The 23,152-nt window shown below is 61.4% G+C and carries 23 protein-coding genes and 1 other annotated feature; of the genes, 11 read left to right on the top strand and 12 right to left on the bottom strand.

The window, feature by feature from the left end; genetic code table 11:
* The first annotated feature begins 12 nt into the window (after window positions 1-12).
* The 7 genes from AOZ53_RS18140 (at window position 13) to AOZ53_RS18110 (ending at window position 8,359) form a co-directional block, all read left to right on the top strand.
* Window positions 13-270, top strand: coding sequence for a hypothetical protein (locus AOZ53_RS18140; protein WP_006224638.1), 258 nt, complete (start codon window positions 13-15; stop codon window positions 268-270).
* Window positions 271-279: 9 nt separating this feature from the next.
* Window positions 280-690 carry a hypothetical protein gene (locus AOZ53_RS18135; protein WP_006224637.1) on the top strand — a complete coding sequence of 137 codons (411 nt, stop codon included), beginning with the start codon at window positions 280-282 and terminating at the stop codon, window positions 688-690.
* Window positions 687-3,233: a DNA topoisomerase gene (locus tag AOZ53_RS18130; protein WP_054485445.1), complete on the top strand. Its 2,547-nt coding sequence runs from the start codon at window positions 687-689 to the stop codon at window positions 3,231-3,233. Before AOZ53_RS18135 ends, AOZ53_RS18130 begins: the two co-directional genes overlap by 4 nt.
* 421 nt (window positions 3,234-3,654) lie before the next feature.
* On the top strand, window positions 3,655-4,338 hold the full coding sequence (locus AOZ53_RS18125; protein WP_231690639.1) for a hypothetical protein: 684 nt from the start codon (window positions 3,655-3,657) through the stop codon (window positions 4,336-4,338).
* Window positions 4,335-5,549 carry a tyrosine-type recombinase/integrase gene (locus tag AOZ53_RS35050; RefSeq protein ID WP_231690638.1) on the top strand — a complete coding sequence of 405 codons (1,215 nt, stop codon included), beginning with the start codon at window positions 4,335-4,337 and terminating at the stop codon, window positions 5,547-5,549. Before AOZ53_RS18125 ends, AOZ53_RS35050 begins: the two co-directional genes overlap by 4 nt.
* Window positions 5,550-5,869: 320 nt before the next feature.
* Window positions 5,870-5,924: a sequence feature (sul1 is cis-regulatory element that is thought to sense ions involved in sulfur or methionine metabolism; They are found in Alphaproteobacteria), on the top strand.
* A gap of 86 nt (window positions 5,925-6,010) precedes the next feature.
* Complete coding sequence (locus AOZ53_RS18115) at window positions 6,011-7,495, top strand: SulP family inorganic anion transporter (protein ID WP_006224632.1); 1,485 nt, start codon at window positions 6,011-6,013, stop codon at window positions 7,493-7,495.
* 9 nt (window positions 7,496-7,504) lie between these two features.
* Entirely contained in the window at window positions 7,505-8,359 is an 855-nt protein-coding gene (locus AOZ53_RS18110; RefSeq protein WP_006224631.1) for a universal stress protein, read from the top strand.
* 291 nt (window positions 8,360-8,650) lie between these two features.
* Here the strand turns inward: AOZ53_RS18110 and chrA are convergent, their stop codons facing one another.
* Entirely contained in the window at window positions 8,651-9,880 is a 1,230-nt protein-coding gene (gene chrA, locus AOZ53_RS18105) for a chromate efflux transporter (RefSeq protein WP_006224630.1), read from the bottom strand.
* Window positions 9,877-10,179, bottom strand: coding sequence for a PadR family transcriptional regulator (locus AOZ53_RS18100; protein WP_006224629.1), 303 nt, complete (start codon window positions 10,177-10,179; stop codon window positions 9,877-9,879). Before AOZ53_RS18100 ends, chrA begins: the two co-directional genes overlap by 4 nt.
* Window positions 10,180-10,541: 362 nt before the next feature.
* Between AOZ53_RS18100 and AOZ53_RS34225 the strand changes: the two genes are divergently transcribed.
* A complete protein-coding gene (locus tag AOZ53_RS34225) occupies window positions 10,542-10,907 on the top strand; it encodes a hypothetical protein (RefSeq protein ID WP_127186023.1) in 366 nt (121 codons plus the stop codon).
* A 6-nt stretch (window positions 10,908-10,913) separates the two neighbouring features.
* On the opposite strand, the gene AOZ53_RS18095 is transcribed toward AOZ53_RS34225, so the two are convergent.
* The 8 genes from AOZ53_RS18095 to merT all read right to left on the bottom strand — a co-directional run bounded on the left by AOZ53_RS18095 (window position 10,914) and on the right by merT (window position 18,571).
* Complete coding sequence (locus AOZ53_RS18095; RefSeq protein WP_001138070.1) at window positions 10,914-13,880, bottom strand: Tn3 family transposase; 2,967 nt, start codon at window positions 13,878-13,880, stop codon at window positions 10,914-10,916.
* A 2-nt stretch (window positions 13,881-13,882) separates the two neighbouring features.
* Entirely contained in the window at window positions 13,883-14,443 is a 561-nt protein-coding gene (locus AOZ53_RS18090; RefSeq protein ID WP_003124096.1) for a recombinase family protein, read from the bottom strand.
* A gap of 130 nt (window positions 14,444-14,573) precedes the next feature.
* Entirely contained in the window at window positions 14,574-15,563 is a 990-nt protein-coding gene (locus tag AOZ53_RS35040) for a DUF3330 domain-containing protein (RefSeq protein WP_003132006.1), read from the bottom strand.
* A complete protein-coding gene (gene merE / locus AOZ53_RS18080) occupies window positions 15,560-15,796 on the bottom strand; it encodes a broad-spectrum mercury transporter MerE (protein WP_003132004.1) in 237 nt (78 codons plus the stop codon). Before merE ends, AOZ53_RS35040 begins: the two co-directional genes overlap by 4 nt.
* Entirely contained in the window at window positions 15,793-16,158 is a 366-nt protein-coding gene (merD, locus tag AOZ53_RS18075) for a mercury resistance co-regulator MerD (RefSeq protein ID WP_000995360.1), read from the bottom strand. The genes merE and merD overlap by 4 nt, the downstream gene beginning before the upstream one ends.
* A gap of 17 nt (window positions 16,159-16,175) precedes the next feature.
* Entirely contained in the window at window positions 16,176-17,861 is a 1,686-nt protein-coding gene (gene merA / locus AOZ53_RS18070) for a mercury(II) reductase (protein ID WP_054488781.1), read from the bottom strand.
* 71 nt (window positions 17,862-17,932) lie between these two features.
* Window positions 17,933-18,208, bottom strand: coding sequence for a mercury resistance system periplasmic binding protein MerP (gene merP / locus AOZ53_RS18065; protein ID WP_003131987.1), 276 nt, complete (start codon window positions 18,206-18,208; stop codon window positions 17,933-17,935).
* Between the two features lie 12 nt (window positions 18,209-18,220).
* Complete coding sequence (gene merT, locus AOZ53_RS18060) at window positions 18,221-18,571, bottom strand: mercuric ion transporter MerT (protein ID WP_006224622.1); 351 nt, start codon at window positions 18,569-18,571, stop codon at window positions 18,221-18,223.
* Between the two features lie 71 nt (window positions 18,572-18,642).
* Here merT and AOZ53_RS18055 point away from each other — a divergent pair, with 71 nt between their 5' ends.
* The 3 genes from AOZ53_RS18055 (at window position 18,643) to AOZ53_RS18045 (ending at window position 21,710) form a co-directional block, all read left to right on the top strand.
* Complete coding sequence (locus AOZ53_RS18055; protein WP_003131969.1) at window positions 18,643-19,077, top strand: mercury resistance transcriptional regulator MerR; 435 nt, start codon at window positions 18,643-18,645, stop codon at window positions 19,075-19,077.
* Between the two features lie 8 nt (window positions 19,078-19,085).
* Window positions 19,086-21,038 (top strand): PhoX family protein, encoded by a 1,953-nt coding sequence (locus tag AOZ53_RS18050; protein ID WP_088159612.1) that lies wholly within the window; start codon window positions 19,086-19,088, stop codon window positions 21,036-21,038.
* Between the two features lie 192 nt (window positions 21,039-21,230).
* Window positions 21,231-21,710, top strand: coding sequence for an ArsR/SmtB family transcription factor (locus tag AOZ53_RS18045; RefSeq protein ID WP_231690636.1), 480 nt, complete (start codon window positions 21,231-21,233; stop codon window positions 21,708-21,710).
* Here AOZ53_RS18045 and moaA read toward each other — a convergent pair.
* Window positions 21,707-22,801, bottom strand: a complete 1,095-nt coding sequence (gene moaA / locus AOZ53_RS18040; protein ID WP_081247806.1) for a GTP 3',8-cyclase MoaA — start codon at window positions 22,799-22,801, stop codon at window positions 21,707-21,709. The genes AOZ53_RS18045 and moaA overlap by 4 nt on opposite strands.
* 8 nt (window positions 22,802-22,809) lie before the next feature.
* On the bottom strand, window positions 22,810-23,139 hold the full coding sequence (locus AOZ53_RS18035) for a c-type cytochrome (RefSeq protein WP_006224616.1): 330 nt from the start codon (window positions 23,137-23,139) through the stop codon (window positions 22,810-22,812).
* Window positions 23,140-23,152 lie beyond the last annotated feature (13 nt).

Genomic DNA, 23,152 nt, shown 5'->3' with positions numbered 1-23,152 from the left:
GAGGACATTGATATGCGTATCAGCACGAGAAGGCCGAAGTGGGAGCAGTTTCGCGAGTCGTACGTCCTGCGTGTCGGGAAAGAGCAGCGAGTGGTGGGCAGAGTCGACGTGATTGGCTCGGTGGGGTACTGGTGGCAGACGGCCGATAAGACGGATGTCGCCTACAGCCTTCAAGAGGCCAAGCGGAAGGTTGAGGACTTGCTTAGGCTGGGCGGTGGAGTGGTGGTGCTCAAAGGCATGGCGGCAAGTCCAATGGCCCGGGCCGCATAGGGGCGGGCCATGCGTAACTTTATTGGTCAGTATTTGGCGCGCGTGCGCCTAGCCACTCTTGAGACTGTTCTCGGGACTGCCGCCCTGGCGAGGAAGGGGCGCATCGCTGCGATGGGAGCGCCGCGCCGGTGGTGGCGCGTTCTGGCTCTTTTCTGCTCTGGTGTGCTTTTCGCAAACCTTATCGCCTATTTCGTGTCTGGCGGCGAGTCTGGGCATGAGGGTCTTGCCGGGTTTGCCGCACATCCCTTCAACATGGCCCTCATCGCTTATGTCCTCGGGTACGTGCTCTGCTTCGGCACCTGGAACTTGCTTTCGGTTGTTCGACGGTTGGGCCGCGAGGAAATGACGCGGGCGTCCTTCTTGCGAATGAATGGAAAGCGCACGAACTGGCCGCGACGTATCCCTCAGGAGCGGAAATGACGAAGACCCTCATAATCGCTGAGAAGCCCTCTGTCGCTCGCGATATCGCTGCGGCGCTTGGTGGGTGCCGTCAGGCCGGGAACTGGCTGGAAGGTGAGCAGTTTGTTGTCAGCTCTGGCATAGGGCACTTAGTTCAGATTGCCGACCCCGATCCTGGTCAGCCTGCTGGTGGGTTCGGTGGCCTTCCCCGCATTCCCGACCGATTTGTGCTGAGTCCTATCCCCGGAACGGTCGACCAGCTCAAGCTGCTCGGGAAGCTGATTGCACGCCCGGATGTGATCTCGGTGGTCAACGCTTGCGACGCGGGCCGTGAAGGTGAGCTGATCTTCAATCTGATTTATGAGTTTCACAAGGCGCAGAAGCCGGTGTATCGGATGTGGATTCAGTCCATGACTCCTGCGGCGATCCGCGAGGCCTACAAGGGGCTTCGGCCGGCCTCAGCCTTCGCCAGGTTGGGCGATGCGGCGCGCAGCCGGTCCGAGGCGGATTGGCTGGTTGGCATTAATGGTTCAAGAGCGGTATCTGCATTGGTTGAAGTGCTGACCGATCGACGCGAGCGGAATTCGCTGGGGCGAGTCCAGACGCCGACGCTCGCGATTGTTGTTCACCAGGAGCTTGCCATTCGCTCCTTTGTGCCGCGGCCATACTGGGAACTGCATGCGACTTTCGCCGTGCAGGCGGGCGAATATGTCGCGCGTTGGCGCGGTCCGTCTATCGACTCGGGGGACTCTGGCGACACGACTCACCGCATATGGGACAAATCCGCGGCCGAGGCCCTGCACGCACGATGCCGCGCTGCGGAGCCCTCCACGGTGCGAGATGAGTTCAAGGCAGTAACAAGCGCTCCGCCTAAGTTGTTCGACTTGACGACGCTTCAGCGTGAGGCCAACAAGCGGTTCAAATTCTCCGCCAAGAAAACGTTGGACTTGACCCAGGCCTTATACGAGAAGCACAAAGCTGTAACTTACCCGCGCACAGACTCCAATGCGCTTCCGGAGGACTATGTGGGGAAAGCTGCCTCAGTAATGGAGACGCTCTCTGTGGGTGCGTACGGCGAGCATGCTGGACGGATCATTGCCAATAGCTGGGTGCGCCCGGACAAGCGGATCTTCAACAATGCGAAGATCTCCGATCACTTCGCCATTATTCCAACTGGGAAGCTTCCGGAAGGCCTGACCGAAGGCGAAGCTAAGGTTTTCGACCTGGTCGTGCGACGGTTCCTGGCTGCCTTTCACCCGCCCGCGGTCTACGCTAAGACCGAGCGAACGACAGTCATGGCAGGGCACGAGTTCACGGCCACGGGCCGAGTGCTTCAAGAGGCTGGATGGATGGCGGTCTATGGGCGAGACCTTGATCCGGAGGACGATTCCACATCACTTTGCCCATTGGTGCAAGGCGAAGGCGCGGCGAATCGCGGCGTGAAGCTCGTGGCGCAGAAGACGAAGCCGCCCGCCCGGTTTAACGAAGCCACGTTGCTGGGGGCAATGGAGACCGCTGGAAAGTTGTTGGAGGACGATGATCTGAGAGAGGCGATGCGAGAGCGAGGGCTTGGAACGCCCGCCACTCGCGCGGCCATTATCGAAGTACTCCTAGCGGATCATGATCGTGCCAAACGACCGATTGAACCCTATTTGCGGCGGGAGGGAAAGGAGCAGCATCTCGTGCCCACCGACAAGGGCATTCAGCTTGTGCAGTTCTTGGAATCCAACGGACTTGAAGAATTGACTTCGCCCAGGATGACCGGGGATTGGGAAAGCAAACTGCGACTTATGGAGCGCGCCCAGTACGACCGATCGCGCTTCATGACCGAAACCGCTCAGTTTGCACGTCGCCTGGTTGAGACATTGAAGGCCAGGGCCGCGGCCGCCCCTGCGACGCCAAAGACCAGGCTTGCAGCGCCATGCCCAAAGTGTCAGGCGCCGCTGCAGGCGGGCACGCTACAAGTCTCGTGCAGCGCAGAATGTGGGTTTCGCCAGGTTAGATTGGTGGCAGGACGCGAACTTTCCGACGCAGAGCTGACTGTTCTGTACATCGATGGGAAAACGGGGCTGCTGGAAGGCTTCGTCAGCAAGACGAAGCGACTGTTCAGTGCCAAGCTCAAGGTAAATGCAGAGTGGCGTCTGGAGTTTGAATTCGAGGCCAGAGGTGACGCCAATACGGGCGCCGGTGTGACGCTCGGTGGTACGCAGAAGCGCTATCCGTGCCCGCTTTGCCGGCAACCGCTGCGCCTGCGGCAGAGCTCGAAGGGAGCCTTTTGGGGATGTTCAGCTTATCCGCAGTGCAAGCACACTCAGCCCGACGATGGCGGAAAGCCAGGCGTTCGCACGGCGACGGTCACGGCATCCATGCCGGTCGCGGAGGCGTTGCAGCTATCTGCCAGCCGTGAGGCGCCCGGTGGCGCTGCCGGAGCGGCGTGCCCGACTTGCGGCTCGGGAAAGCTCGTGAGCCGGGCTTCGAGCACGTCGCCCAGGCGCTTTCTAGGCTGCAGCAAGTTCCCTAAATGCCGTCATTTCGAATGGGAGAAAGGTCATGCGTCGAATTAGGGTGGACGTGCCTTTCAGGGCAGCTATTGGAACCATAGGGCGTGTGTCTCTGAACTTTGACCACTATGACAGCCTTCAAGTGCCAAAAGCCAGCTTATCTATTGACTTGGGGGTTGGGGCATGCGGGGAGGCAGTTACTGCCAGTCTTGACGTTGCGGCACTACGGCAGCTTGTGGACGGGATGATGGACGTGACTCTCGCGGTCGAGCGACGCCAGCGTTTGGACGGCCTGCAGGCTGCTGTTTAGCACTGCAGAACCTGTAGGTGCGGTATTCGCTGTTTAGCGTACACACTGCGCGGTGTGTACGGTAGTGAAGAAGCAGCATCATAAATATGACGATTTTCGTGATCAATAGCTTGGAGATCTGCGGCAATGGGTAGGCCTGCGTTTCAGCTAACGGACGACCAGGCGCGGCAAATCATGGCGGAGATCTCTCGCCTCCAGGCTGCCTATCCTGACGTCGCAGATAACCGCGCTTTTCTTGGTGGTCTGATAAGCGCGGTGCTAGAGGTCACGGGCCGCCTATACGGCGTTCCAACATACCAACGGATACTGCGTGCCTACGCGCCAACCCGAAGACCTTCCACGACCACCATCCTTTCCGTGTTGGTTCGCGTGCAAGAGCGCCTGGCTCGTACCTCTGCTGGGCAGGTCGATCCGGATCTCCGCGCGACTGCGCTTCCGCGAGTGACAGAGCGTGCGGCGAGGCAGGATGATCCGACTACCCTTCGACTGCTTGCCGTTGAGTTGGAGGAGCACCGCCGCCGGCGGCAGGTGCTGGAGGCTGACAACGCTCGGTTAGAGGCTGCGATGGTGGCCCAGCAGTGTGAGCTCGCCCGCGTGCAAGGTCAGGCCGACAGCGCCGAGCGGGCGTTGGCCGCGATGGCGGATAAGCTCTCTGCGCTTGTGACTACCGTGACGAACGTCACGGAAGCGGAGAAGGGCGGTCGGGCGTTTGCTCTGCGCGCGATTGAGGCAGCACGCGCGGAAAGCCGGCTGTGGAGGGAGCGCTACGAGGGGCTGCAGGCGCTAAGGAAGGAGGAACAGGCGCTGCTCGAATCGTACCGAAGAGCGGCGGTGGGGGCCGCAGGAGCGCCGCGATGAGCGAAGTGGCACCTCTCCCCCAGTTCGTCACTGCAAACGGCTCTGAGGCCGTTTCTTGCGTCCTTGGACATGTTAGCGATGACTGGGAGGCGGCAGAGCGTTGGCTTCAGGCGCTCGCTGCAAGAAGGCCGCCGGTGAGCCGGCACACACTGGCGAACTATCAGCGCGAGATCTTCCGCATCCGATGGTATTGCGACTTGGTCGGGTCTGATGGGCCGAGTCGATGGTCCATTCCCGACGTTACCCGCTATCTAAAATTCTTGCGGGAGCATTCAGGCGACCACATCTGCGGAAGACGTGCAGCACGCGTTGGTGATATCGATTGGACGCCTTTTCGCGCCAGGCTTGGTGCTTCTGCCTTGGCGAATGCTCAGAAAGTGTTGCATGCCCTCCTCAAGTTTTGGTTTGAGGCAGGGTATCGGCGGGCCAATCCGATGGCATCGATTGGGAGTGGTGGGGGAGTGGGCCGGGATGCTCCACGCCGGCATGCAGTGCCACCAGACTTGATTGAGGAGGTTCTAGATTCGATGGAAAAGGCCTCCCGCACATCGGTTGAGAAGAAGCTCATGTTCTTGCGGGATCGTTTTATCTTGCGACTGCTGCAATTCACAGGAATGAGGGCGAGCGAAGTGGTTCTCGCAAGTATGGGCGATGTCGAGCTCTATGCTGATCCGAAGTCCGGGCGCGCGCACTGGTCCTTAGTTGTGAGGCATGGGAAGGGAGGAAAAACAGGCCGCGTAGCTCTTCCACCCGCAGTCATGGACGATCTTCGTGCATACCGATACGCGTTTAACTTTCCGCCAGATCCCGTGTGTGGTGACACTACGGCGCTCATCCTGTCGACGCGGACTCGCAAGGTGGACGGGCCGGCGCGCTGCCCGTCCACCGTGGTAGGACGCCGTAGTCAGCGCCGATGGGCCGAGATTCGTCGTCGCGCCACCCTTTGGGACATACTCACGGGCGCCTTTCAGCGATGTGCTGCGGGGTTTCGTAGCGCTGGCCGGGATCAGGACGCAGTGCTGCTGGAGCGGGCGTCGACCCACTGGCTAAGGCACACGTTCGGGCGGCAGCTGACCGCGATGGGAGTGGACGTGCGGGTGGTCGCCAAGGCGATGCGTCATGACGATGTACGGACTTCTATGGCATACACGGAGCTGGACTTTCTAGACGTCGTGCGGGAAATGGAAAAGGCGCAGCTTTTCGGGAAATAAGGGGGGGGCCGAGCCGGCAGATAGAGGGGGGGGCCTTGCAATGAAATTTCATGCGGAAATGTTTGGATGTTTTGCTGGTCCTTGGGGCAAACCGACCAGAAGCGGAAGTCCACTTGATTCGCGCAATGTTTGGTGAAGGCCGGGAGCGGCCATCAATGACAGGCAGCTCCCGACCCAATGCGGCCGGTCAAAGGTTAGTTCTCGCCGCCCGATATCGTGTTTGTGACGATTCGGCCCTGGTCTGAGTCACGCTGCACAACCCGTGTACAATGCTCCCGCAGCATCTGCAACGGATGCGGCTTCGCTTCGATAGCGATACTAGTGGACCCGGCGTTTGCCGGGTGGCTCGGCCGGGCGCCTATCCCTCGGACAACTCCAAGCGAATTACGGCTCGCTCCGAGACCAACTACAAACCACCCTCGGTGCAAGGCATCGCTTGCTAACGTCAGGTTAGCCTAACAATGTCTTTTTTCTCCTCTTTTCGTCGCGAATGGATGTCCAGTCCTCGTAACGATATTCTTGCGGGCATCGTCGTTGCCCTTGCTCTTATCCCCGAAGCCATCGGCTTTTCCATCATCGCGGGTATTGATCCGCGGGTAGGCCTCTACGCATCGTTCTCGATCGCGGTAATCATCGCTTTAGTGGGCGGCCGGCCTGGCATGATTTCTGCGGCCACGGCCGCCATTGCCGTGCTGGTGGTGCCTTTGGTCAAGGATCATGGCGTTGAATACCTGTTCGCCGCCACAATCCTGATGGGCATCTTCCAGATCATCGCCGGCTTTCTTCGGCTTGACCTGCTGATGCAGTATGTGTCGCGGTCTGTCGTCACCGGGTTCGTGAACGCGCTGGCAATTCTGATCTTTGTTGCCCAGTTGCCGCAGCTGACCAACGTCACGTGGGTCACCTACGTGATGGTGGCGGGAGGGTTGGCGATCATCTATCTGTTTCCGCGCCTGACCCGGGCCGTGCCGTCGCCGTTGATCGCGATCATCGTGTTGACGGCCATCTCTATTTACTGGGGCCTGCCCGTCAACACGGTGGGCGACATGGGCAAGCTGCCGTCGTCCCTGCCTTCGTTCCTGATTCCGAACGTGCCCTTCACGTTTGAAACCTTGCAGATCATTCTTCCGTATTCGCTGACCATGGCGGCGGTGGGTTTGCTGGAGTCGATGATGACCGCGCAGATCGTGGACGACTTGACCGACACGCCCAGCAATAAGCGGCGCGAATGCAAGGGCCAGGGTATCGCGAACTTCGTGACGGGCTTCTTTGGCGGCATGGGCGGTTGTGCCATGATCGGCCAGTCCGTCATCAACGTGAAGTCGGGCGGTTCGACGCGGCTTTCCACTTTCGTGGCGGGTTCCTTCCTGCTGTTCCTGATCGTGGTGCTGGGGCCCTTGGTGGCCAGGATTCCCATGCCGGCACTGGTCGCGGTCATGATCATGGTGTCCATCGGCACGTTCAGTTGGGGTTCGATCCGCAACCTGCGTTCGCATCCCTGGCAGTCTTCCGTGGTCATGCTGGCGACCGTTGTGGTGGTCGTCTGGACGCATGACCTTGCACAGGGCGTACTGGCGGGCGTGCTGTTGAGCGGCGTGTTCTTCGCGGGTAAGGTCAAGCGGCTCTTCGCAGTGACTTCGGCCTTGTCTGAGGACGGGCGCACCCGCACCTACTACTACGAGGGCCAGGTGTTTTTTGCATCCACCGATCGGTTTTCAGAAGCCATTGATTTTAAAGAGGTCGTCGACCACGTGGTGCTGGATGTATCCGCCGCGCACTTCTGGGACATCTCGGCCGTGGGTGCCCTGGACAAGGTCGTGATCAAGCTGCGCCGCGAAGGCACGACTGTAGATGTCGTCGGTTTGAATGCCGCCAGCGCCACCATGATTGGTCGATTTGCAATTCACGACAAACCCGGCGCCGACACCAAGTCGTTGGGACACTAAGGAGAAGATATGTCGAAAGTACTTGCATGCATCGATGCCTCCCACTACGCCGCCGCGGTCTGCGACTTGTCAGCCTGGGCGGCGCACCGTCTTTCCTGGAGAGTTGAACTGCTGCATGTTGTGCAGCGAAAAAGCGCGGTGACAGCGCGGCACGACCTTAGTGGCGCTATCGGGCTAGGTGTGAAAAGCGAGCTGCTAGAAGAGCTGACTCGCATCGAAGAAGCGCAAGGAAAACTGGCGGTCGAAGGTGGCCGCGCCCTCTTGGCGACCGCTGAAGAGCGATTACGGGCTGCCGGCATCGGCGACGTCAGTACGGTGCACCTCCATGGTGGCATTGTGGAAACCATTATCGAGCGCGAAGCCGAGGCTGGCTTGGTGGTGATGGGCAAGCGGGGAGCGTCGAGCGAATTCGCCGCCGGCCATCTCGGATCGAAAATCGAGCGCGTGCTTCGAGCCAGTAACAAGCCGCTATTTGTTGCTCCCGAGCGGCACGTGCCGCCAATGCGCGCTGTGATTGCCTACGATGGCGGAAAGTCTATTGCTAGAGCGATTGCATTGCTGACAAGCACGCCGATGCTGGACGGTCTGCCAATACACCTCGTGAGGGCTGGCGCGGAGTCGCAGGAGAATCGAGCCCAGATGGAGCAGGTCGTTCAGCTATTCGCGCAAAGCGGGCGAACGGCAACTTTTTCGATTACCCCGGGGGCTCCAGAGAAAGTTATCGCTGACTGCGTAGCCGGTGGTCCGATGTCCGTGCTGGTCATGGGTGCCTATGGTCACTCGCCGCTCAGGAATTTGATCGTCGGCAGTACCACGACGGCAATGATACGAGCTGTTGAGGTGCCGATCCTGCTTGCGCGATAGCGCTGTGAAATTATGGAATGCCCTGAGGTGACTGGTGTGCGTCACCTGCATAGGATCGGGTGAATGTCCGGCTTTGGCCGGCAAGCGACCGTTCGCCGGCCCGGGATGCATCAACCTCAGTTTGCTCTGCCATCTCAACGGCATCGTTAGCTCGATCCCGAGGTAACGAACCCTGCGTTCAAGCTTCGTTCGCCCAAGCAGCAGCTATACCGCTGGAAGATTCTTCGTCCTGAGGTACATCAGCGAAGGAATTATGCGAAGTTTGATTGAAAGCTCTGAGTGAAACGAATTTCAGATGCCCATCGCCATGACCCAGCCTGCCAAGCCAGCCAGCAGCACCACGAGCGCTGGCGGCACGCGCCCCACTGTGAGCAGCCCGAACGAGAGCAACGCCAACCCGAAGTCCGCCTTGCCGTGGATGGCGCTTGTCCACACCGGGTCATATAAGGCCGATACCAGGATACCAACCACGCCGGCGTTGATGCCCGCCATGGTCGTCTGAATACCCGCCCGGTGGCGAAGCGCCGCCCAGAACGGCAATGCGCCGACCAGCATGAGGAAGGCTGGGAGGAATATGGTGCCCAGCAGAGCCAGGCCGCCAATCCAGCCATGCAGCGGGCCGTGGGCTATTGCGCCAAGATACGCCGAAAAAGTGAACAGCGGTCCCGGCACGGCCTGGGCAGCGCCATAGCCAGCTAGGAAGTCTGCGTTGCTGACGATGCCGCTGGGCACCACGGTGGCTTGCAGCAGCGGCAGCACAACGTGCCCACCGCCGAAGACTAGCGCACCGGAACGGTACACCCCATCCAGCAGCGCTATCGTGGACGATCCCGTGGCTGCTGCACATAGGGGCAGCAAGACAAGCGGTGTTGCAAACAGAAGCAGCGCAATGACGCCCAGTCTGCGCGAGACCGGGTAGCTGTGAGCTTGGCCACCGCCAGGTTGTGAAATCTTCAGCGTCCACCAGCCCAGCAGTCCTGCCAACAAGATCGCGACAATCTGTCCCGCTGCTGAGGGTAGGATCATGGTCAGCAGTGCCGCCAGAATGGCCAGGGCAGCGCGTGGCCGGTCAGGGCACAACGACTTGGCCATGCCCCACACCGCCTGAGCTACGATGGCCACGGCGACTACCTTGAGACCATGCACCCACCCGGACTGGGCTAGTCCCTGGTACTCAGCGATGCCGAAGGCAAACAGGATTAGCGCGATGGCCGATGGCAAAGTGAACCCTGCCCACGCCGCCAGCAAGCCCAACCAGCCAGCGCGACCCAGCCCAAGCGCCATGCCCACCTGGCTGCTGGCCGGACCCGGAAGAAACTGGCACAAGGCGACCAGATCGGAATAGCTGCGGTCATCCAGCCAGCGGCGGCGCTCGACAAACTCCGAGCGGAAATAACCCAGATGCGCGATCGGCCCACCGAAGGAGGTCAATCCCAGTTTAAGGAAGGCGCCGAAGACTTCAACGGGTGAACCGCGCGTAGCTACAGCTTCGTGCTGTACGGTGTTGGTGGAGCCTGTCATTTGTGCATTGCCTCCCCGGTGAACTCCCGGATGCGTTCCTTGGCCAGCGCCAAGCCTTCCTTGCCCTTGGGCGTGATCGTGTAGAGCTTTCGCACGGTGCGTCCGTCGCGCTCCTGGCGCGAAACTAGGTATCCGTCGCGCTCCATCTTGTGAAGCATCGGGTACAGCGTTCCGGGAGAAAGTCGGTAGCCGTGGTGGGCCAGTTCGTCAATCATCCACTGCCCATAGATCTCCTGCGCGGCTGCGTGGTGCAGCACGTGCAGGCGGATCAGCCCCGATAGCAGATCGTGGTGCTCCATGGCGCGAGGTGTTGAGTTCTCTTTCATATCGAGTTTCGATAACGAAATACGATCATAGCACTTGCACCAAGATTCTAGGTTGGTCCAGCTGTTCCGTCTTGAAGGGCAGTTATTGGCTGTGGATGAAACCGGTCGTTGCAACAGCTTGGTTCAATCGCTCGGCCGATGACGACCCACTTCGGCCGGTCGGAGTGCCTCGGTCAACGGCTGCTGTGCAGCGATTGCTGTCCATTGAATCCACCGCATGGTGACGCTGCATCGCCTCGCGCATTACGGCCCGAAACGAACGTCCGATCCGTCATGAAAAAGTAATTGGCGCCACCTACATTCATTGCTTCGTTAAATCCAGACAAATGGACAATATGAAGACCAACATGAATGCGCCCGTCGTGGACTTCAATGACGAGGACTCGAACACATCGCCAAATCCGACATTCGACGCGGTGCTACAAACCCGCTTGAGTCGACGCCGGATTCTGAAGGGAGGCATGGCAACGGTGGGCTCTGCCCTGTTCGGGGTTGGCCTGGCGGGCTGTAATGGCGACGGAGACGACGACAGCGATGTCGATAGCCCGGACACACCGCCCACAGGAGCTCCTCCCACGGAGCCCTCGGAAAAACTGCTCAATTTCGGCGCGGTTCCGAAATCGCTGGCAGACGCGGTCAGCGTTCCTTCCGGATACACCGCGCAAGTGCTCTATGGGGTCGCCTCAGAAAACGGAAAATAAAGCACGCTAAGCCGGTTGCAGCGGTCGTAGCGGCCTGAACTTGCCCGCGCCGATCTTGGCGCTGCTGCGCCAGAGGTAATCGCCGGTGAGGTTGATGTGCTCCCAACCGAGCGGCGACAGGTACTGCAACAGCGCGTCATCAACGGCATGGCCGTTGCCACGCAGCGCGTGCGCAGCCCGTTCCAGATAGACCGTGTTCCACAACACGACGGCAGCCGTTACCAGATTGAGGCCGCTAGCCCGGTAGCGCTGCTGCTCGAAACTGCGGTCGCGGATTTCACCCAGGCGGTTGAAAAACACTGCCCTGGCCAGCGCATTGCGCGCCTCGCCCTTGTTCAGGCCGGCATGCACGCGGCGGCGCAGTTCCACGCTTTGCAGCCAGTCCAGGATGAACAGCGTGCGCTCGATGCGGCCCAGCTCGCGGAGCGCCACGGCCAGGCCGTTCTGGCGTGGGTAGCTGCCGAGCTTTCGGAGCATCAGGGAGGCCGTCACCGTGCCCTGCTTGATCGAGGTGGCCAGCCGCAGGATTTCGTCCCAATGGGCGCGGACGTGCTTGATGTTGAGCGTGCCGCCGATCATGGGTTTCAGCGCGTCATAGGCGGCGTCGCCCTTCGGGATGTAGAGCTTGGTGTCGCCCAGGTCGCGGATGCGCGGCGCGAAGCGGAAGCCCAGGAGGTGCATCAGGGCGAAGACGTGATCGGTGAAGCCCGCCGTGTCGGTGTAATGCTCCTCGATCCGCAAGTCGGACTCGTGGTACAGCAGGCCGTCGAGCACGTAGGTCGAATCGCGCACGCCGACGTTCACGACCTTGGTGTGAAATGGCGCGTACTGGTCAGAAATGTGGGTGTAGAACGTCCGCCCTGGGCTGCTCCCGTATTTCGGGTTGATGTGGCCGGTGCTCTCGGCCTTGCTGCCGGTGCGGAAGTTCTGGCCGTCCGACGATGAGGTGGTGCCGTCGCCCCAGTGCTCGGCGAAGGGATGGCGGAACTGTGCGTTGACCAGATCGGCCAGCGCCGCCCCGTAGGTTTCGTCGCGGATGTGCCAGGCTTGCAGCCAAGCCAGCTTGGCGTAGGTCGTGCCGGGGCAAGACTCCGCCATCTTGGTCAGGCCCAGGTTGATCGCGTCGGCGAGGATCGTGGTCAGCAACAGGTTCTTGTCTTTGGCCGGGTCGCCCGATTTCAGATGCGCGAAATGCCGAGTGAAGCCCGTCCATTCGTCCACCTCCAGCAGCAGTTCGGTGATCTTGACGTGCGGCAGGATCATTGCCGTCTGGTCGATCAGCGCTTGGGCGGTGTCGGGTACCGCCGCGTCGAGCGGCGTGATCTTCAAGCCTGACTCGGTGATGATGGCGTCCGGCAGCTCGTTGGCCGTCGCCATACGGTTGACGGTGGCAAGCTGTGTTTCCAGCAGCGTCAGCCGGTCGTTCAGGTACCGGTTGCAGTCGGTGGCCACGGCCAGCGGCAATTCGCTGGCCTGCTTGAGGCTGGCGAATTTCGCGGGCGGCACCAGGTAGTCCTCGAAGTCCTTGAACTGGCGCGACCCCTGCACCCAGATGTCGCCGGAACGCAACGCGTTCTTCATCTCCGACAGCGCGCACAGTTCGTAGTAGCGCCGGTCGATGCCGGTGTCGGTCATGACCAGCTTCTGCCAGCGCGGCTTGATGAACTCGGTCGGCGCGTCGGCGGGCACCTTGCGGGCGTTGTCGCTGTTCATGCCGCGCAGCACCTCGATGGCGTCGAGCACGTCCTTCGCGGCGGGAGCGGCCCGCAGCTTGAGCACGGCAAGGAATTCCGGCGCGTAGCGGCGCAGCGTGGCGTAGCTTTCGCCGATGCGGTGCAGGAAATCGAAGTCCTCGGGCTGCGCAAGCTTCTGCGCTTCGGTGACGCTCTCGGCGAAGGCATCCCAGGACATGACGGCCTCGATGGCGGCGAACGGATCGCGGCCCGCCTGCTTGGCCTCGATCAGCGCCTGGCCGATGCGGCCGAACAGCCGCACCTTGGCGTTGATCGCCTTGCCGGACGCCTGGAATTGCTGCTGATGCTTGTTCTTGGCGGCGTTGAACAGCTTGCCCAGGATGCGGTCGTGCAGGTCGATGATTTCGTCGGTGACGGTGGCCATGCCCTCGATGGCAAGCGCCACCAGGGTGGCATAGCGTCGCTGCGCCTCGAACTTGGCCAGGTCGGCGGGCGTCATCTGGCCACCCTCACGGGCGATCTTGAGCAGGCGGTTCTGGTGCACCGACCGCTCGATGCCAGAAGGCAGGTCGAGCGCCTGCCACGCTTTGAGGCGTTCGATGTGTTCCAGCATGTGCCGCGAATTCGGTTTGACGGGCGATTGGCGCAGCCAGGCCAGCCAGGTCGTTTTGCCGTTGTCCCGACGCTTGAGCAGATCGTCGAGGCGGCGGCGATGCGCGTCCGACAGCGGTTCGGCCAAGGCATCGTAGATGCGCCGGTTGGCGCGGGTGATTGCTTCGGCGCTCGCCCGCTCGACGGCGTTGAGGGCAGGCAGAATGACCGACTGCTGCCGCAGGTGCTCGATCAAGGTGCTGGCCAGCACGATGCCCTTGTCGGTCTGCAAGGCCATCTCGGTCAGCAACTGGACGGCCTGCCGGTAGTGGCCCATGGTAAAGGGCTGGAAGCCGAACACCGTTTGCAGTTCGACCAGGTGCTCGCGCCGGGTCTGCTCCCGCTGCCCGTATTCGTCCCAGCTTTCGACGCTGACCTTGAGCTGGTCGGCGACCAGTTTCAACAAGGGCGGAAACGGCGGCTCATCGACGCCCAGGATGACACCAGGAAAGCGCAGGTAACAGAGCTGCACGGCGAAGCCCAGCCGGTTGGCCGGGCCGCGCCGCTGCCGGATGATGGAGAGGTCGGTTTCGCTGAACGTGTAGTGACGGATCAACTCATCCTTGGTGTCCGGCAACGCCAGCAGGCTTTCGCGCTCGGCGGCGGACAGGATTGAACGACGTGGCATATTTACTGATCCGTTCTCAAGTATTGATACAGGGTTTCGCGACTGATTCCGAATTCACGAGCCAGCTTGGTCTTTTGCTCGCCAGCCTCGACACGTTGGCGCAGTTCGGCAATACGCTCAGACGACAGGGATTTCTTCCTGCCACGGTAGGCCCCGCGCTGCTTGGCGAGCGCGATGCCCTCGCGCTGCCGCTCGCGGATCAAGGCGCGTTCGAACTCGGCGAACGCGCCCATTACCGACAGCATCAGGTTCGCCATCGGCGAGTCCTCGCCGGTGAAGGTCAAATGCTCCTTAAGGAACTCGATGCGTACGCCGCGCTGGGTGAGGCCCTGCACCAGGCGGCGCAGGTCGTCGAGGTTGCGCGCCAGACGATCCATGCTGTGCACCACGACCGTGTCGCCTTCGCGCACGAAGGCGAGCAGCCGTTCCAGTTCGGGCCGCCGTGTGTCCTTGCCCGACGCCTTGTCGGTGAACACTTTATCCACCTGGATCTGTTCGAGCTGCCGTTCTGGGTTCTGGTCGAAGCTGCTGACGCGGACGTAACCGATGCGCTGACCGTGCAAGGTATCCTCCTGAGGGAAATGTGTCAGGAAGAAATCTATGACCCTTGACGGCGTATGTCAATCAATTCGGAAGGCAACTCTATTCTGACGATTTAGCGCCGGATGGTCTGACGCCAAGTTAGGGTATGCCTCAATCTGACGGTAGCGAGTCGCAGGCGTTCGGATCGGCATCGGTTTCGTTCCCTGTCTTGGCACGCGCTTCGAAGCGTTGATAACACTCCAACCCGCAGAAGTGCTCGACGTATTCCGCGCCTTCCGGGGTGAAGGCGGCATCGAGCGGGATTTCCTTGCAGCACACGCAGCAACTGGTGGTGGTCGAGTCACTTGCATTCATGGTGGCACCCCTCCATTGACTGACGAAGACGGCGAATGCCGCCGCCGGCATTGGCTTCGCGAACAGGAAGCCTTGTCCTGTGTCGCAGTCCGCTTGTCGCAATAGATCAAGACTCGCCGATGTTTCCACGCCTTCAGCCACCACATCCATGCCCAGCCCGTGCGCAAGCTGAATCACGGTGTGCACGATGGTTTGGTCGCGGCGGTCGTTGGCGAGCCCGGCGACAAACGATTGGTCGATCTTGAGCGTGCTGATTGGGCAGCACTTCAGATGTTGCAGACAGGAATACCCCGTCCCGAAGTCATCGGCGGCGAAGCGCACACCGATCTGCCGCAAGGCGTCCAGGGCGGGGAAGATCGCCGGATCACCAAACGCGACCGATTCGGTCAGCTCGATTTCGAGATACTCGGCGGGCAACTCGGCATCAGCCAGCACGCCCTTTACCCACCCGTCGAAGTCCGGTCCCACTTGGCTCGCCGAAACATTGACGGCCAGCCGGAACGGTCGCCATGCCAGCATTCGCCAGTCACGCATCTGGCGGCAGGCTTCGCCCAGCACCCAAGCGCCGATTTCAGGCATCAGGCCGGACGATTCGACCACGGGCAGGAACTGGCCCGGTGGCAATAGTCCAAGCGTCGGATGACGCCAGCGCAACAGGGCTTCCGCGCCGACAATCCCACCACTGCGCAGATCGACGACGGGCTGGTAGTGCAGTTCAAGCTGCCCGCGCTCGACCGCTTGGGCCAGTTCCGGCGTCGTCCATCCATCCGGCCGGAAAGCGCTCATTCTCTTTCCCTGAATGCCCGCAACGCCCGCGACAGGGACAGAAGGAACAGGCCGGTCAAACCGAGCGCCGCGATGACCCAATGCTCGCCGAGGAAAGCACCGGCGGTTGTGCCGGCCAGCACGACAGCGAGGATGGGCAGGTGGCAGGGGCAAGTCAGCACAGCCAGTCCGCCCCACAGGTAGCCGGTGATCGGTTTGTGCGTCTCGGACGGCAAGCGCTCGGGGTTGTTCATGGCAGACTCTCCGCGTGCTGTGCCGGCTCGGTCGGCAGGGTGGCCAACTGCACTTCCAGATCGGCCAACGCTTCGCGCCGACGCTCGACGAACTGACGCAGCAGGGCAAGCTGCGCGGCCGCTTCGTCGCCGTCCGCCGCATCCAGCGCCCGGCACAGCCGCGCCAGCGCGTCGAGGCCGATGCCCGCCTCGAAGGCCGCCCGCACGAAGCACAGCCGTTGCAAGGCGGCGTCATCGAACAAGCCGTAGCCGCCTGGTGTGCACGCCACCGGGCGCAGCAATCCGCGCAGCAGGTAGTCGCGCACGATATGCACGCTCACCCCGGCATCAAGAGCCAGCCGGGACACCGTGTAGGCGTTCATTGAACACCTCCTTTTTCTCACCCGGCGCAGCAGGAAAGCTGCTTCACATCCTTGTTGAAGGTCTGCGCCGCGAGCTTCAACCCCTCGACCATCGTCAGGTAGGGGAACAACTGGTCGGCCAGTTCCTGCACCGTCATGCGGTTGCGAATGGCCAGAGCCGCCGTCTGGATCAGTTCACCCGCTTCCGGCGCGACCGCCTGTACGCCGATCAGCCGATGGCTGCCTTCCTCGATAACCAACTTGATGAAGCCGCGTGTGTCGAAGTTGGCGAGCGCACGCGGCACGTTGTCCAAGGTCAAGGTGCGGCTGTCGGTCTCGATCCCGTCGTGGTGGGCTTCCGCCTCGCTGTAGCCCACGGTCGCCACTTGCGGATCGGTGAACACCACGGCCGGCATTGCGGTCAGGTCGAGCGCCGCATCGCCGCCGGTCATGTTGATCGCGGCACGGGTGCCGGCCGCTGCCGCCACATAGACGAACTGCGGCTGGTCGGTGCAGTCGCCGGCCGCGTAGATGTTCGGGTTGCTCGTGCGCATGCCTTGGTCGATGACGATGGCACCTTGCGCATTGACAGTGACCCCCGCTGCGTCCAGCGCGAGGCTGCGCGTGTTCGGTGTCCGACCGGTGGCAACCAGCAGTTTGTCGGCGCGCAATTCACCGTGCGTGGTGGTCAGCACGAATTCACCGTCCATATGGGCGACCTGGCTGGCTTGCGTGTGCTCCAGCACCTCGATGCCCTCGGCACGGAAAGCGGCTGTCACCGCCTCGCCGATGGCCGGGTCTTCACGGAAGAACAAGGTATTGCGCGCCAGGACCGTGACCTTGCTGCCCAGCCGGGCAAAGGCTTGCGCCAGCTCCAGCGCCACCACCGACGAGCCGATTACGGCAAGGCGTTCGGGAATGGTGTCGCTCGCCAGGGCCTCGGTGGAAGTCCAGTAGGGTGCCTCTTTCAAGCCCGGAATCGGCGGGACCGCCGGGCTGGCACCCGTGGCGACCAGGCAGCGGTCGAACATCACGACGCGCTCGCCACCCTCGTTCAAACGGACGGTAAGGCTCTGGTCGTCCTTGAAGCGCGCCTCACCGTGCACAACGGTGATGGCCGGATTACCGCCCAGGATGCCTTCGTACTTGGCGTGCCGCAGTTCGTCGACGCGGGCCTGCTGCTGGGCCAGCAGCTTACTGCGGTCAATCGTAGGCACAGTTGCCGCAATACCGCCATCGAACGGGCTTTCCCGGCGCAGATGGGCGATGTGGGCGGCGCGGATCATGATCTTGGACGGCACACAGCCGACATTGACGCAGGTGCCGCCGATGGTGCCGCGCTCGATCAGCGTGACCTGCGCGCCTTGCTCGACGGCCTTCAGCGCCGCCGCCATCGCGGCTCCACCGCTGCCAATGACCGCTACCTGCACCGGGGGCTCGTTGCCACTGTGCTTTTCGGCGGCGGCCATCCATCCCCGCACCTTGTCGAGCAGTCCGACGCGGTTGTCCGCCAGTGGCGCATCGGCTAGCGTTGCCTTGTAGCCCAGTCCGGCCACGGCGGCAGTCAGCGCGTCCGGCGATGTGCCCGGCACGATGGCGAGTTGCGCTGTGCCCTTCGGATAGGACACCAGCGCCGACTGCACGCCTGGCACTTTTTCCAGCGCTTCCTTGACGTGCGCCGCGCACGAGTCGCAAGTCATGCCGGTGATTTTTAGATGGGTCATGCAACAGATCCTTTATCGTTTGTGGCGCCAGACAATGACGTCCGTTGTGCTGCGGTGCCGTTTTCAGTGACTCACTGCTTGACGCTGGACGGATAGCCCGCGTCTGCGGTTGCCTTGGTCAGCTTCTGCACGCTGGTCTTGGCATCGTCGAAGGTGACGACCGCTTGGCGTGTCTCGAAAGTCACGTCAACTTTGCTGACGCCTTCGACCTTGGAAATCGCCTTCTTGACAGTGATCGGGCAGGCGGAGCAGGTCATGCCCGGTACGGACAGCGTGACGGTCTGGGTGGCGGCCCAGACGGGGGCAACAACGGCGGCGAGGGCGAGGGAGGCAAACAGTTTCTTCATGGTGAACTCCGATCAGTAGAAAAATGGCATGACGTAGGGAAATCCGAGCGCGACCAGAACCAGCGCGGCCACGATCCAGAAAATGAGCTTGTAAGTAGCTCGCACTTGGGGAATCGCGCAGACCTCACCCGGTTTGCAGGCCGCTGCCTGCCGGTAGATGCGCCGCCAGGCGAAGAACAACGCCACCAGCGCCACGCCGATAAAGATGGGGCGATAGGGATCCAACACCGCCAAGTTGCCGATCCAAGCGCCGCTGAACCCCAAGGCGATCAGAACCAACGGCCCGAGGCAGCAAGCCGAGGCGAGGATGGCGGCAAGCCCTCCAGTGAAGAGCGCGCCGCGCCCGGTTTTTGGTTCAGACATGCGCTTGTCCTTTCGAATTGAAATTGGATAGCGTAACCTTACTTCCGTACTCATGTACGGAGTCAAGCGATATGGAAAACAATTTGGAGAACCTGACCATTGGCGTTTTCGCCAAGGCGGCCGGGGTCAATGTGGAGACCATCCGTTTCTATCAGCGCAAGGGCTTGTTGCTGGAGCCTGACAAGCCCTATGGCAGCATCCGCCGCTATGGCGAGGCGGATGTAACGCGGGTGCGCTTCGTGAAATCAGCCCAGCGGCTGGGCTTCAGCCTGGATGAGATCGCCGAGCTGCTGCGGCTGGAGGATGGCACCCATTGCGAGGAAGCCAGCAGTCTGGCCGAGCACAAGCTCAAGGACGTGCGCGAGAAAATGGCTGACCTGGCGCGCATGGAGGCCGTGCTGTCTGAGTTGGTGTGCGCCTGCCATGCGCGAAGGGGGAACGTTTCCTGCCCGCTGATCGCGTCACTACAGGGTGGAGCAAGCTTGGCAGGTTCGGCTATGCCTTAGCGTGCTTTATTTTCCGTTTTCTGAGACGACCCCTCTATGGCTTGGGTGACCCGCTCGCTGAGGGGGTGCTTGCCTACAAGAACGATGGCACGGACAACGATTTCGACAAGCGTGCTGGTGACCACCACGATGGCATGGAATGGTTCGGCCTTGGTGCTGACAACCGGCCGTCGGCAAGCTCGACGGATCGCGGGCTGCTGGCGGTCAACCATGAGGCCACGACGAACGAAGGGCTCAGTTCGTTCTTCCTGCATGCAAATGGGGGCACGAATACGCTACCCCGGCCAGCCGCCGAGGTTGACAAGGAGATCGCCATTCATGGAGTGTCGGTTGTCGAGGTAAAGAAAGCCGGCAATGCCTGGGGTACGGTTCCCGATTCGTTGTTCAATTTCAGGCTCACGGCGCTTTCCGAAGTCGAGATCGCCGGCCCCGCCCGAGGTAACCCGCTGCTGGTGACGAAGTACTCGCCCGACGCGACGCGTACGCGCGGCACGCTCAACAACTGCGGCACGGGAAAGACCCCTTGGGGCACCTTTCTGACTGGCGAGGAAAACTGGTACGGCTATTTCACGCGAGACGCTGCGGACGATGCCGCCCGCGGGAATGACAAATCTGTCACCTCGCTTCGGCGCTATGGACGCAATCAAGGCGCTGCGTCGCGCCACGGTTGGGAATCGGCCGGCGCGGACGATCGATATGCTCGCTGGATAATCAGCCAGTCTGGCGCGTCGGCTGACGGTAGCGATGACTACCGCAACGAGATGAACGGCCAGGGCTACGTCGTCGAGGTGGATGCTTACGACCGCAGCAGAAAGGCGAAAAAGCGCTCGGCTTTGGGCCGGTTTGCCCATGAATCGGCCGCTTTCCGCACGGCAGTCGCGGGTCAACCGATCATCGTATATATGGGCGACGACGCTCGTGGCGAGTACCTCTACAAGTGGGTCTCGTCGGCCAATTGGGATCCCGCGGACGCAGACGCGATCAGTCGTATCTCTGTGGGCGACAAGTACCTTGATAACGGCACACTATTTGCGGCCCAGTTCTCAGAAGATGGCACCGGCTCGTGGTTGGAACTGTCGATGCAGAACTCGGCGGTCAGCGGGTATGCGACCTACCCCTTTTCCGATCAGGCCGATGTGGCGGTCAATGCCCGGTTGGCGGCCGATGCCGCCGGTGCAACTAAGATGGATCGGCCCGAATGGTGTGGCGTGAACCCCGCGAACGGCGAACTCTATTGCACGTTGACGAACAACAGCAGCCGCCGCGTTGATCCCACCGGCTCGCAGTATGAGCCCGACTCCGCCAATCCTCGCGTGTACACCGATATGAAGGGTGGCGCTAGCCAGTCTGGCAACCCCAACGGACACATCATTCGTATCAAGGAATTGGCAGCGGCCGGTGATGGCGATCGCTTCGAATGGGATGTGTACCTGTTCGGCGCGCAAGCCGACGCCGATGTCACGACCGTAAACCTGTCCAGTCTTACCGATGACCAGGACTTTTCAAGCCCGGATGGTCTGGTGTTCAGTGCGGTAACGGGTCTGTGCTGGCTGCAGACCGATGACGGCGCCTACACCGACGTGACCAACTGCATGATGTTGGCCGCGCGCCCCGGGCAGGTTGGTGATGGGGCGAAGAAATCCCTGGCGTATCCCGAGGGGGACGGCAGCACGCTTACGGTGGATACCTATGTCGGTAAGCCGCCAGCGCCAGAGCAGCTCAAGCGCTTTCTGGTGGGTCCGGTTGGATGCGAAATTACGGGATTCTGCGAAACCCCTGATGGCAAGGCCATTTTTGTCAACATCCAACATCCTGGCGAAAACACGGACCAAGCCAACCTCGCTGATCCTTCCAAGTACACCAGCCAATGGCCAAGCAATGCTGGGTATGGAGCGGGCAAACGACCCCGCTCCGCGACGATCGTGATTACGAAGGATGACGGCGGCCGTATCGGAACCTGATACCCAAAACCATAAGTAGGGCCAACATCGTCGATTCGTCGACGACTTTGCGGGGCGATGCTGGGGGGCTGGCACTCGCCCCAATTTTTTTGCGGCGGCCGCTTTAGCATGTCAGATGTTGCTGACACTAATCTGTCATCTATGCGATATAGTCTGTCCGGATATACAGAACTACCGACTTATCGAATTTCCATGCCCATCGCCAGCACGTCCACGCCTTCCCCAGCGGTTGCCAGCCATTTCAACCCGGATTTACCTCGGGACGGAGTGTCTTTCCAGCACGCGCTAAGCGCATTCCACGCCCTTTCTCAGCCAACGCGGCTCGAGATTTTTCGCCTTTTGATGGCGCGCGAGCCGGAAGGGGTGCCTGCGGGCGCCATCGCGGAAATGGTGGAGGGCCCCCACAACACGGTGTCGCAGCATCTGTCGGTGCTTGCCCGCGCGGGCTTGATCTGGGGAGACCGCCAGGGGCGAAGCATCATATATCGTGCCGACGTAGGCGTCATGGGCTCGTTGATGTCGTTCATGTTGACCGATTGCTGCCATGGCCACCCCGAGGCGTGCGCGCCGGTCATCGCTGCGCTGGCGGGTCACTGCGACTGCGACATCATCCCGAATAAGAAGCCGCTTCGTGGCGCCAAGAAAAATGCTGGCGCCTCGGCGGCTACCTAGCCGCCGATGTAGCTCATCTCGATCTTGTGTTGGCGTGGTTGTGACGTTCGAACCTCTGAGTATCGATCGTTGCGGGATCGCCACCGCTCAGCCAAGCCGTTGATCAGCATTTGTGGATTCGACTCCGACCTCAATTGCAAACGTATGTCATCGCCTTGTTCGGCAAACAGACAGGTATAGAGCTTGCCGTCGGCCGAGAGCCTTGCCCTTGAGCAATCGCCGCAGAATGGGTGGCTGACGCTAGAAATCAAACCGATTTCTCCTTGACCGTCTTGGTAAGCCCAGCGGCGGGCGACTTCGCCGCGCACCGTAGGCGCCAAGGGTGTCAACGGGAAAACGGCATGTATTCTCTTTAGGACTTCGTCGGACGGCAGGACGGCCGAGGCATTCCAACCGTTGGTCGCACCGACATCCATGAATTCGATGAAGCGCAGCGCGTGCGCGGTTCCGCGAAAGCGCCGGGCCATCGGCAGGATCTGATCGTCATTCACACCACGGTGCACCACCATATTTATCTTGATGTGCGGGATGCCCGCAGCCTGGGCTGCGGCTATACCCGCCAATACATCATCCACGGAAGCAGTCGTGTCCGCGACCCGCGCAAAGATGGACGGCGAAAGCGCGTCAAGGCTGACGTTCAGACGCCGCAACCCGGCGGCGGCCAGCCCCCGGGCCTTGCGTGCCAATAAAGACCCGTTGGTGGTCATGGCCAGATCAATCGGCGCGCCGGACGGCGTACGCAACGCCGCCAGTCGCGCAATAAGATGCTCCACGTCTTTGCGCAGCAGCGGTTCACCCCCGCTGACCCTGACCTTACGTACGCCCAGGCTGATGAAGGCGCTTGCGACTCTCTCAATCTCATCAAAAGTCAGCAGCTCTTCGCGGCGCAGGAATGAATGATCCGCGCCGAACTGATCTCGGGGCATACAGTAGGTGCAACGAAAATTGCACTGGTCTATGACCGAAATGCGCAAGTCATGCAGAGGCCGACCGTGCCGGTCTTCGGGCGGGCCGTCCATGCCTGACGAGGCGGTCGATGTTGACCGTAGCGAAGGAGATTTGCGGCGATCCAAAAGTGGAGCTTCGATCATGTTCTGCGTCAGCCTGGCGCGCCGGCAAGTATCCAGTCGACGACCTTTTTCGCGTCCTCGGCTGAAATTCCGGGGTTCGGCGGCATCGGCACAGGTCCCCAGGTGCCCGCACTGCCATTCTTGATTTTCCCTAGCAGCAGGGCAGCGGCGCCGGGTTCGTCCTTGAACTTGGCGCCCACGTCCTTGTATGAGGGGCCGACGACCTTGCGGTCAACCGCGTGGCACGCCAGGCAATTGTTCTTGGTCAAGATCGCTTGGATTGTGGCGTCCGGGGCCGCAACACAGGTCAGGCTGGCGGATGCCAACCCAACCGACACGAACAGCTTGGTGATACGCATGAGGGGCAATGCT

Origin of the sequence: Achromobacter sp. 2789STDY5608621 (genome assembly GCF_001299375.1) — a bacterium.
GTDB lineage: Bacteria > Pseudomonadota > Gammaproteobacteria > Burkholderiales > Burkholderiaceae_B > Achromobacter > Achromobacter insuavis.
The sequence above is the reverse complement of the archived record's forward strand: the minus strand, read 5'-3'. Positions and strand labels throughout refer to the sequence as shown.

What these genes read in the sequence shown, in the direction of transcription:
- AOZ53_RS18135 (WP_006224637.1), top strand. Translation starts at nt 280, where the DNA reads ATGCGTAACTTTATTGGTCAGTATTTGGCGCGCGTGCGCCTAGCCACT.
- AOZ53_RS34225 (WP_127186023.1), top strand. Translation starts at nt 10,542, where the DNA reads ATGAAGACCAACATGAATGCGCCCGTCGTGGACTTCAATGACGAGGAC.
- AOZ53_RS35050 (WP_231690638.1), top strand. Translation starts at nt 4,335, where the DNA reads ATGAGCGAAGTGGCACCTCTCCCCCAGTTCGTCACTGCAAACGGCTCT.
- AOZ53_RS18100 (WP_006224629.1), bottom strand. Translation starts at nt 10,179, where the DNA reads ATGGAGCACCACGATCTGCTATCGGGGCTGATCCGCCTGCACGTGCTG.
- merE (WP_003132004.1), bottom strand. Translation starts at nt 15,796, where the DNA reads ATGAACAACCCCGAGCGCTTGCCGTCCGAGACGCACAAACCGATCACC.
- AOZ53_RS35040 (WP_003132006.1), bottom strand. Translation starts at nt 15,563, where the DNA reads ATGAGCGCTTTCCGGCCGGATGGATGGACGACGCCGGAACTGGCCCAA.
- AOZ53_RS18125 (WP_231690639.1), top strand. Translation starts at nt 3,655, where the DNA reads ATGGCGGAGATCTCTCGCCTCCAGGCTGCCTATCCTGACGTCGCAGAT.
- AOZ53_RS18055 (WP_003131969.1), top strand. Translation starts at nt 18,643, where the DNA reads ATGGAAAACAATTTGGAGAACCTGACCATTGGCGTTTTCGCCAAGGCG.
- AOZ53_RS18110 (WP_006224631.1), top strand. Translation starts at nt 7,505, where the DNA reads ATGTCGAAAGTACTTGCATGCATCGATGCCTCCCACTACGCCGCCGCG.
- merD (WP_000995360.1), bottom strand. Translation starts at nt 16,158, where the DNA reads ATGAACGCCTACACGGTGTCCCGGCTGGCTCTTGATGCCGGGGTGAGC.
- AOZ53_RS18045 (WP_231690636.1), top strand. Translation starts at nt 21,231, where the DNA reads ATGCCCATCGCCAGCACGTCCACGCCTTCCCCAGCGGTTGCCAGCCAT.
- AOZ53_RS18140 (WP_006224638.1), top strand. Translation starts at nt 13, where the DNA reads ATGCGTATCAGCACGAGAAGGCCGAAGTGGGAGCAGTTTCGCGAGTCG.
- chrA (WP_006224630.1), bottom strand. Translation starts at nt 9,880, where the DNA reads ATGACAGGCTCCACCAACACCGTACAGCACGAAGCTGTAGCTACGCGC.
- moaA (WP_081247806.1), bottom strand. Translation starts at nt 22,801, where the DNA reads ATGATCGAAGCTCCACTTTTGGATCGCCGCAAATCTCCTTCGCTACGG.
- merT (WP_006224622.1), bottom strand. Translation starts at nt 18,571, where the DNA reads ATGTCTGAACCAAAAACCGGGCGCGGCGCGCTCTTCACTGGAGGGCTT.
- merP (WP_003131987.1), bottom strand. Translation starts at nt 18,208, where the DNA reads ATGAAGAAACTGTTTGCCTCCCTCGCCCTCGCCGCCGTTGTTGCCCCC.
- AOZ53_RS18095 (WP_001138070.1), bottom strand. Translation starts at nt 13,880, where the DNA reads ATGCCACGTCGTTCAATCCTGTCCGCCGCCGAGCGCGAAAGCCTGCTG.
- AOZ53_RS18115 (WP_006224632.1), top strand. Translation starts at nt 6,011, where the DNA reads ATGTCTTTTTTCTCCTCTTTTCGTCGCGAATGGATGTCCAGTCCTCGT.
- AOZ53_RS18130 (WP_054485445.1), top strand. Translation starts at nt 687, where the DNA reads ATGACGAAGACCCTCATAATCGCTGAGAAGCCCTCTGTCGCTCGCGAT.
- merA (WP_054488781.1), bottom strand. Translation starts at nt 17,861, where the DNA reads ATGACCCATCTAAAAATCACCGGCATGACTTGCGACTCGTGCGCGGCG.
- AOZ53_RS18035 (WP_006224616.1), bottom strand. Translation starts at nt 23,139, where the DNA reads ATGCGTATCACCAAGCTGTTCGTGTCGGTTGGGTTGGCATCCGCCAGC.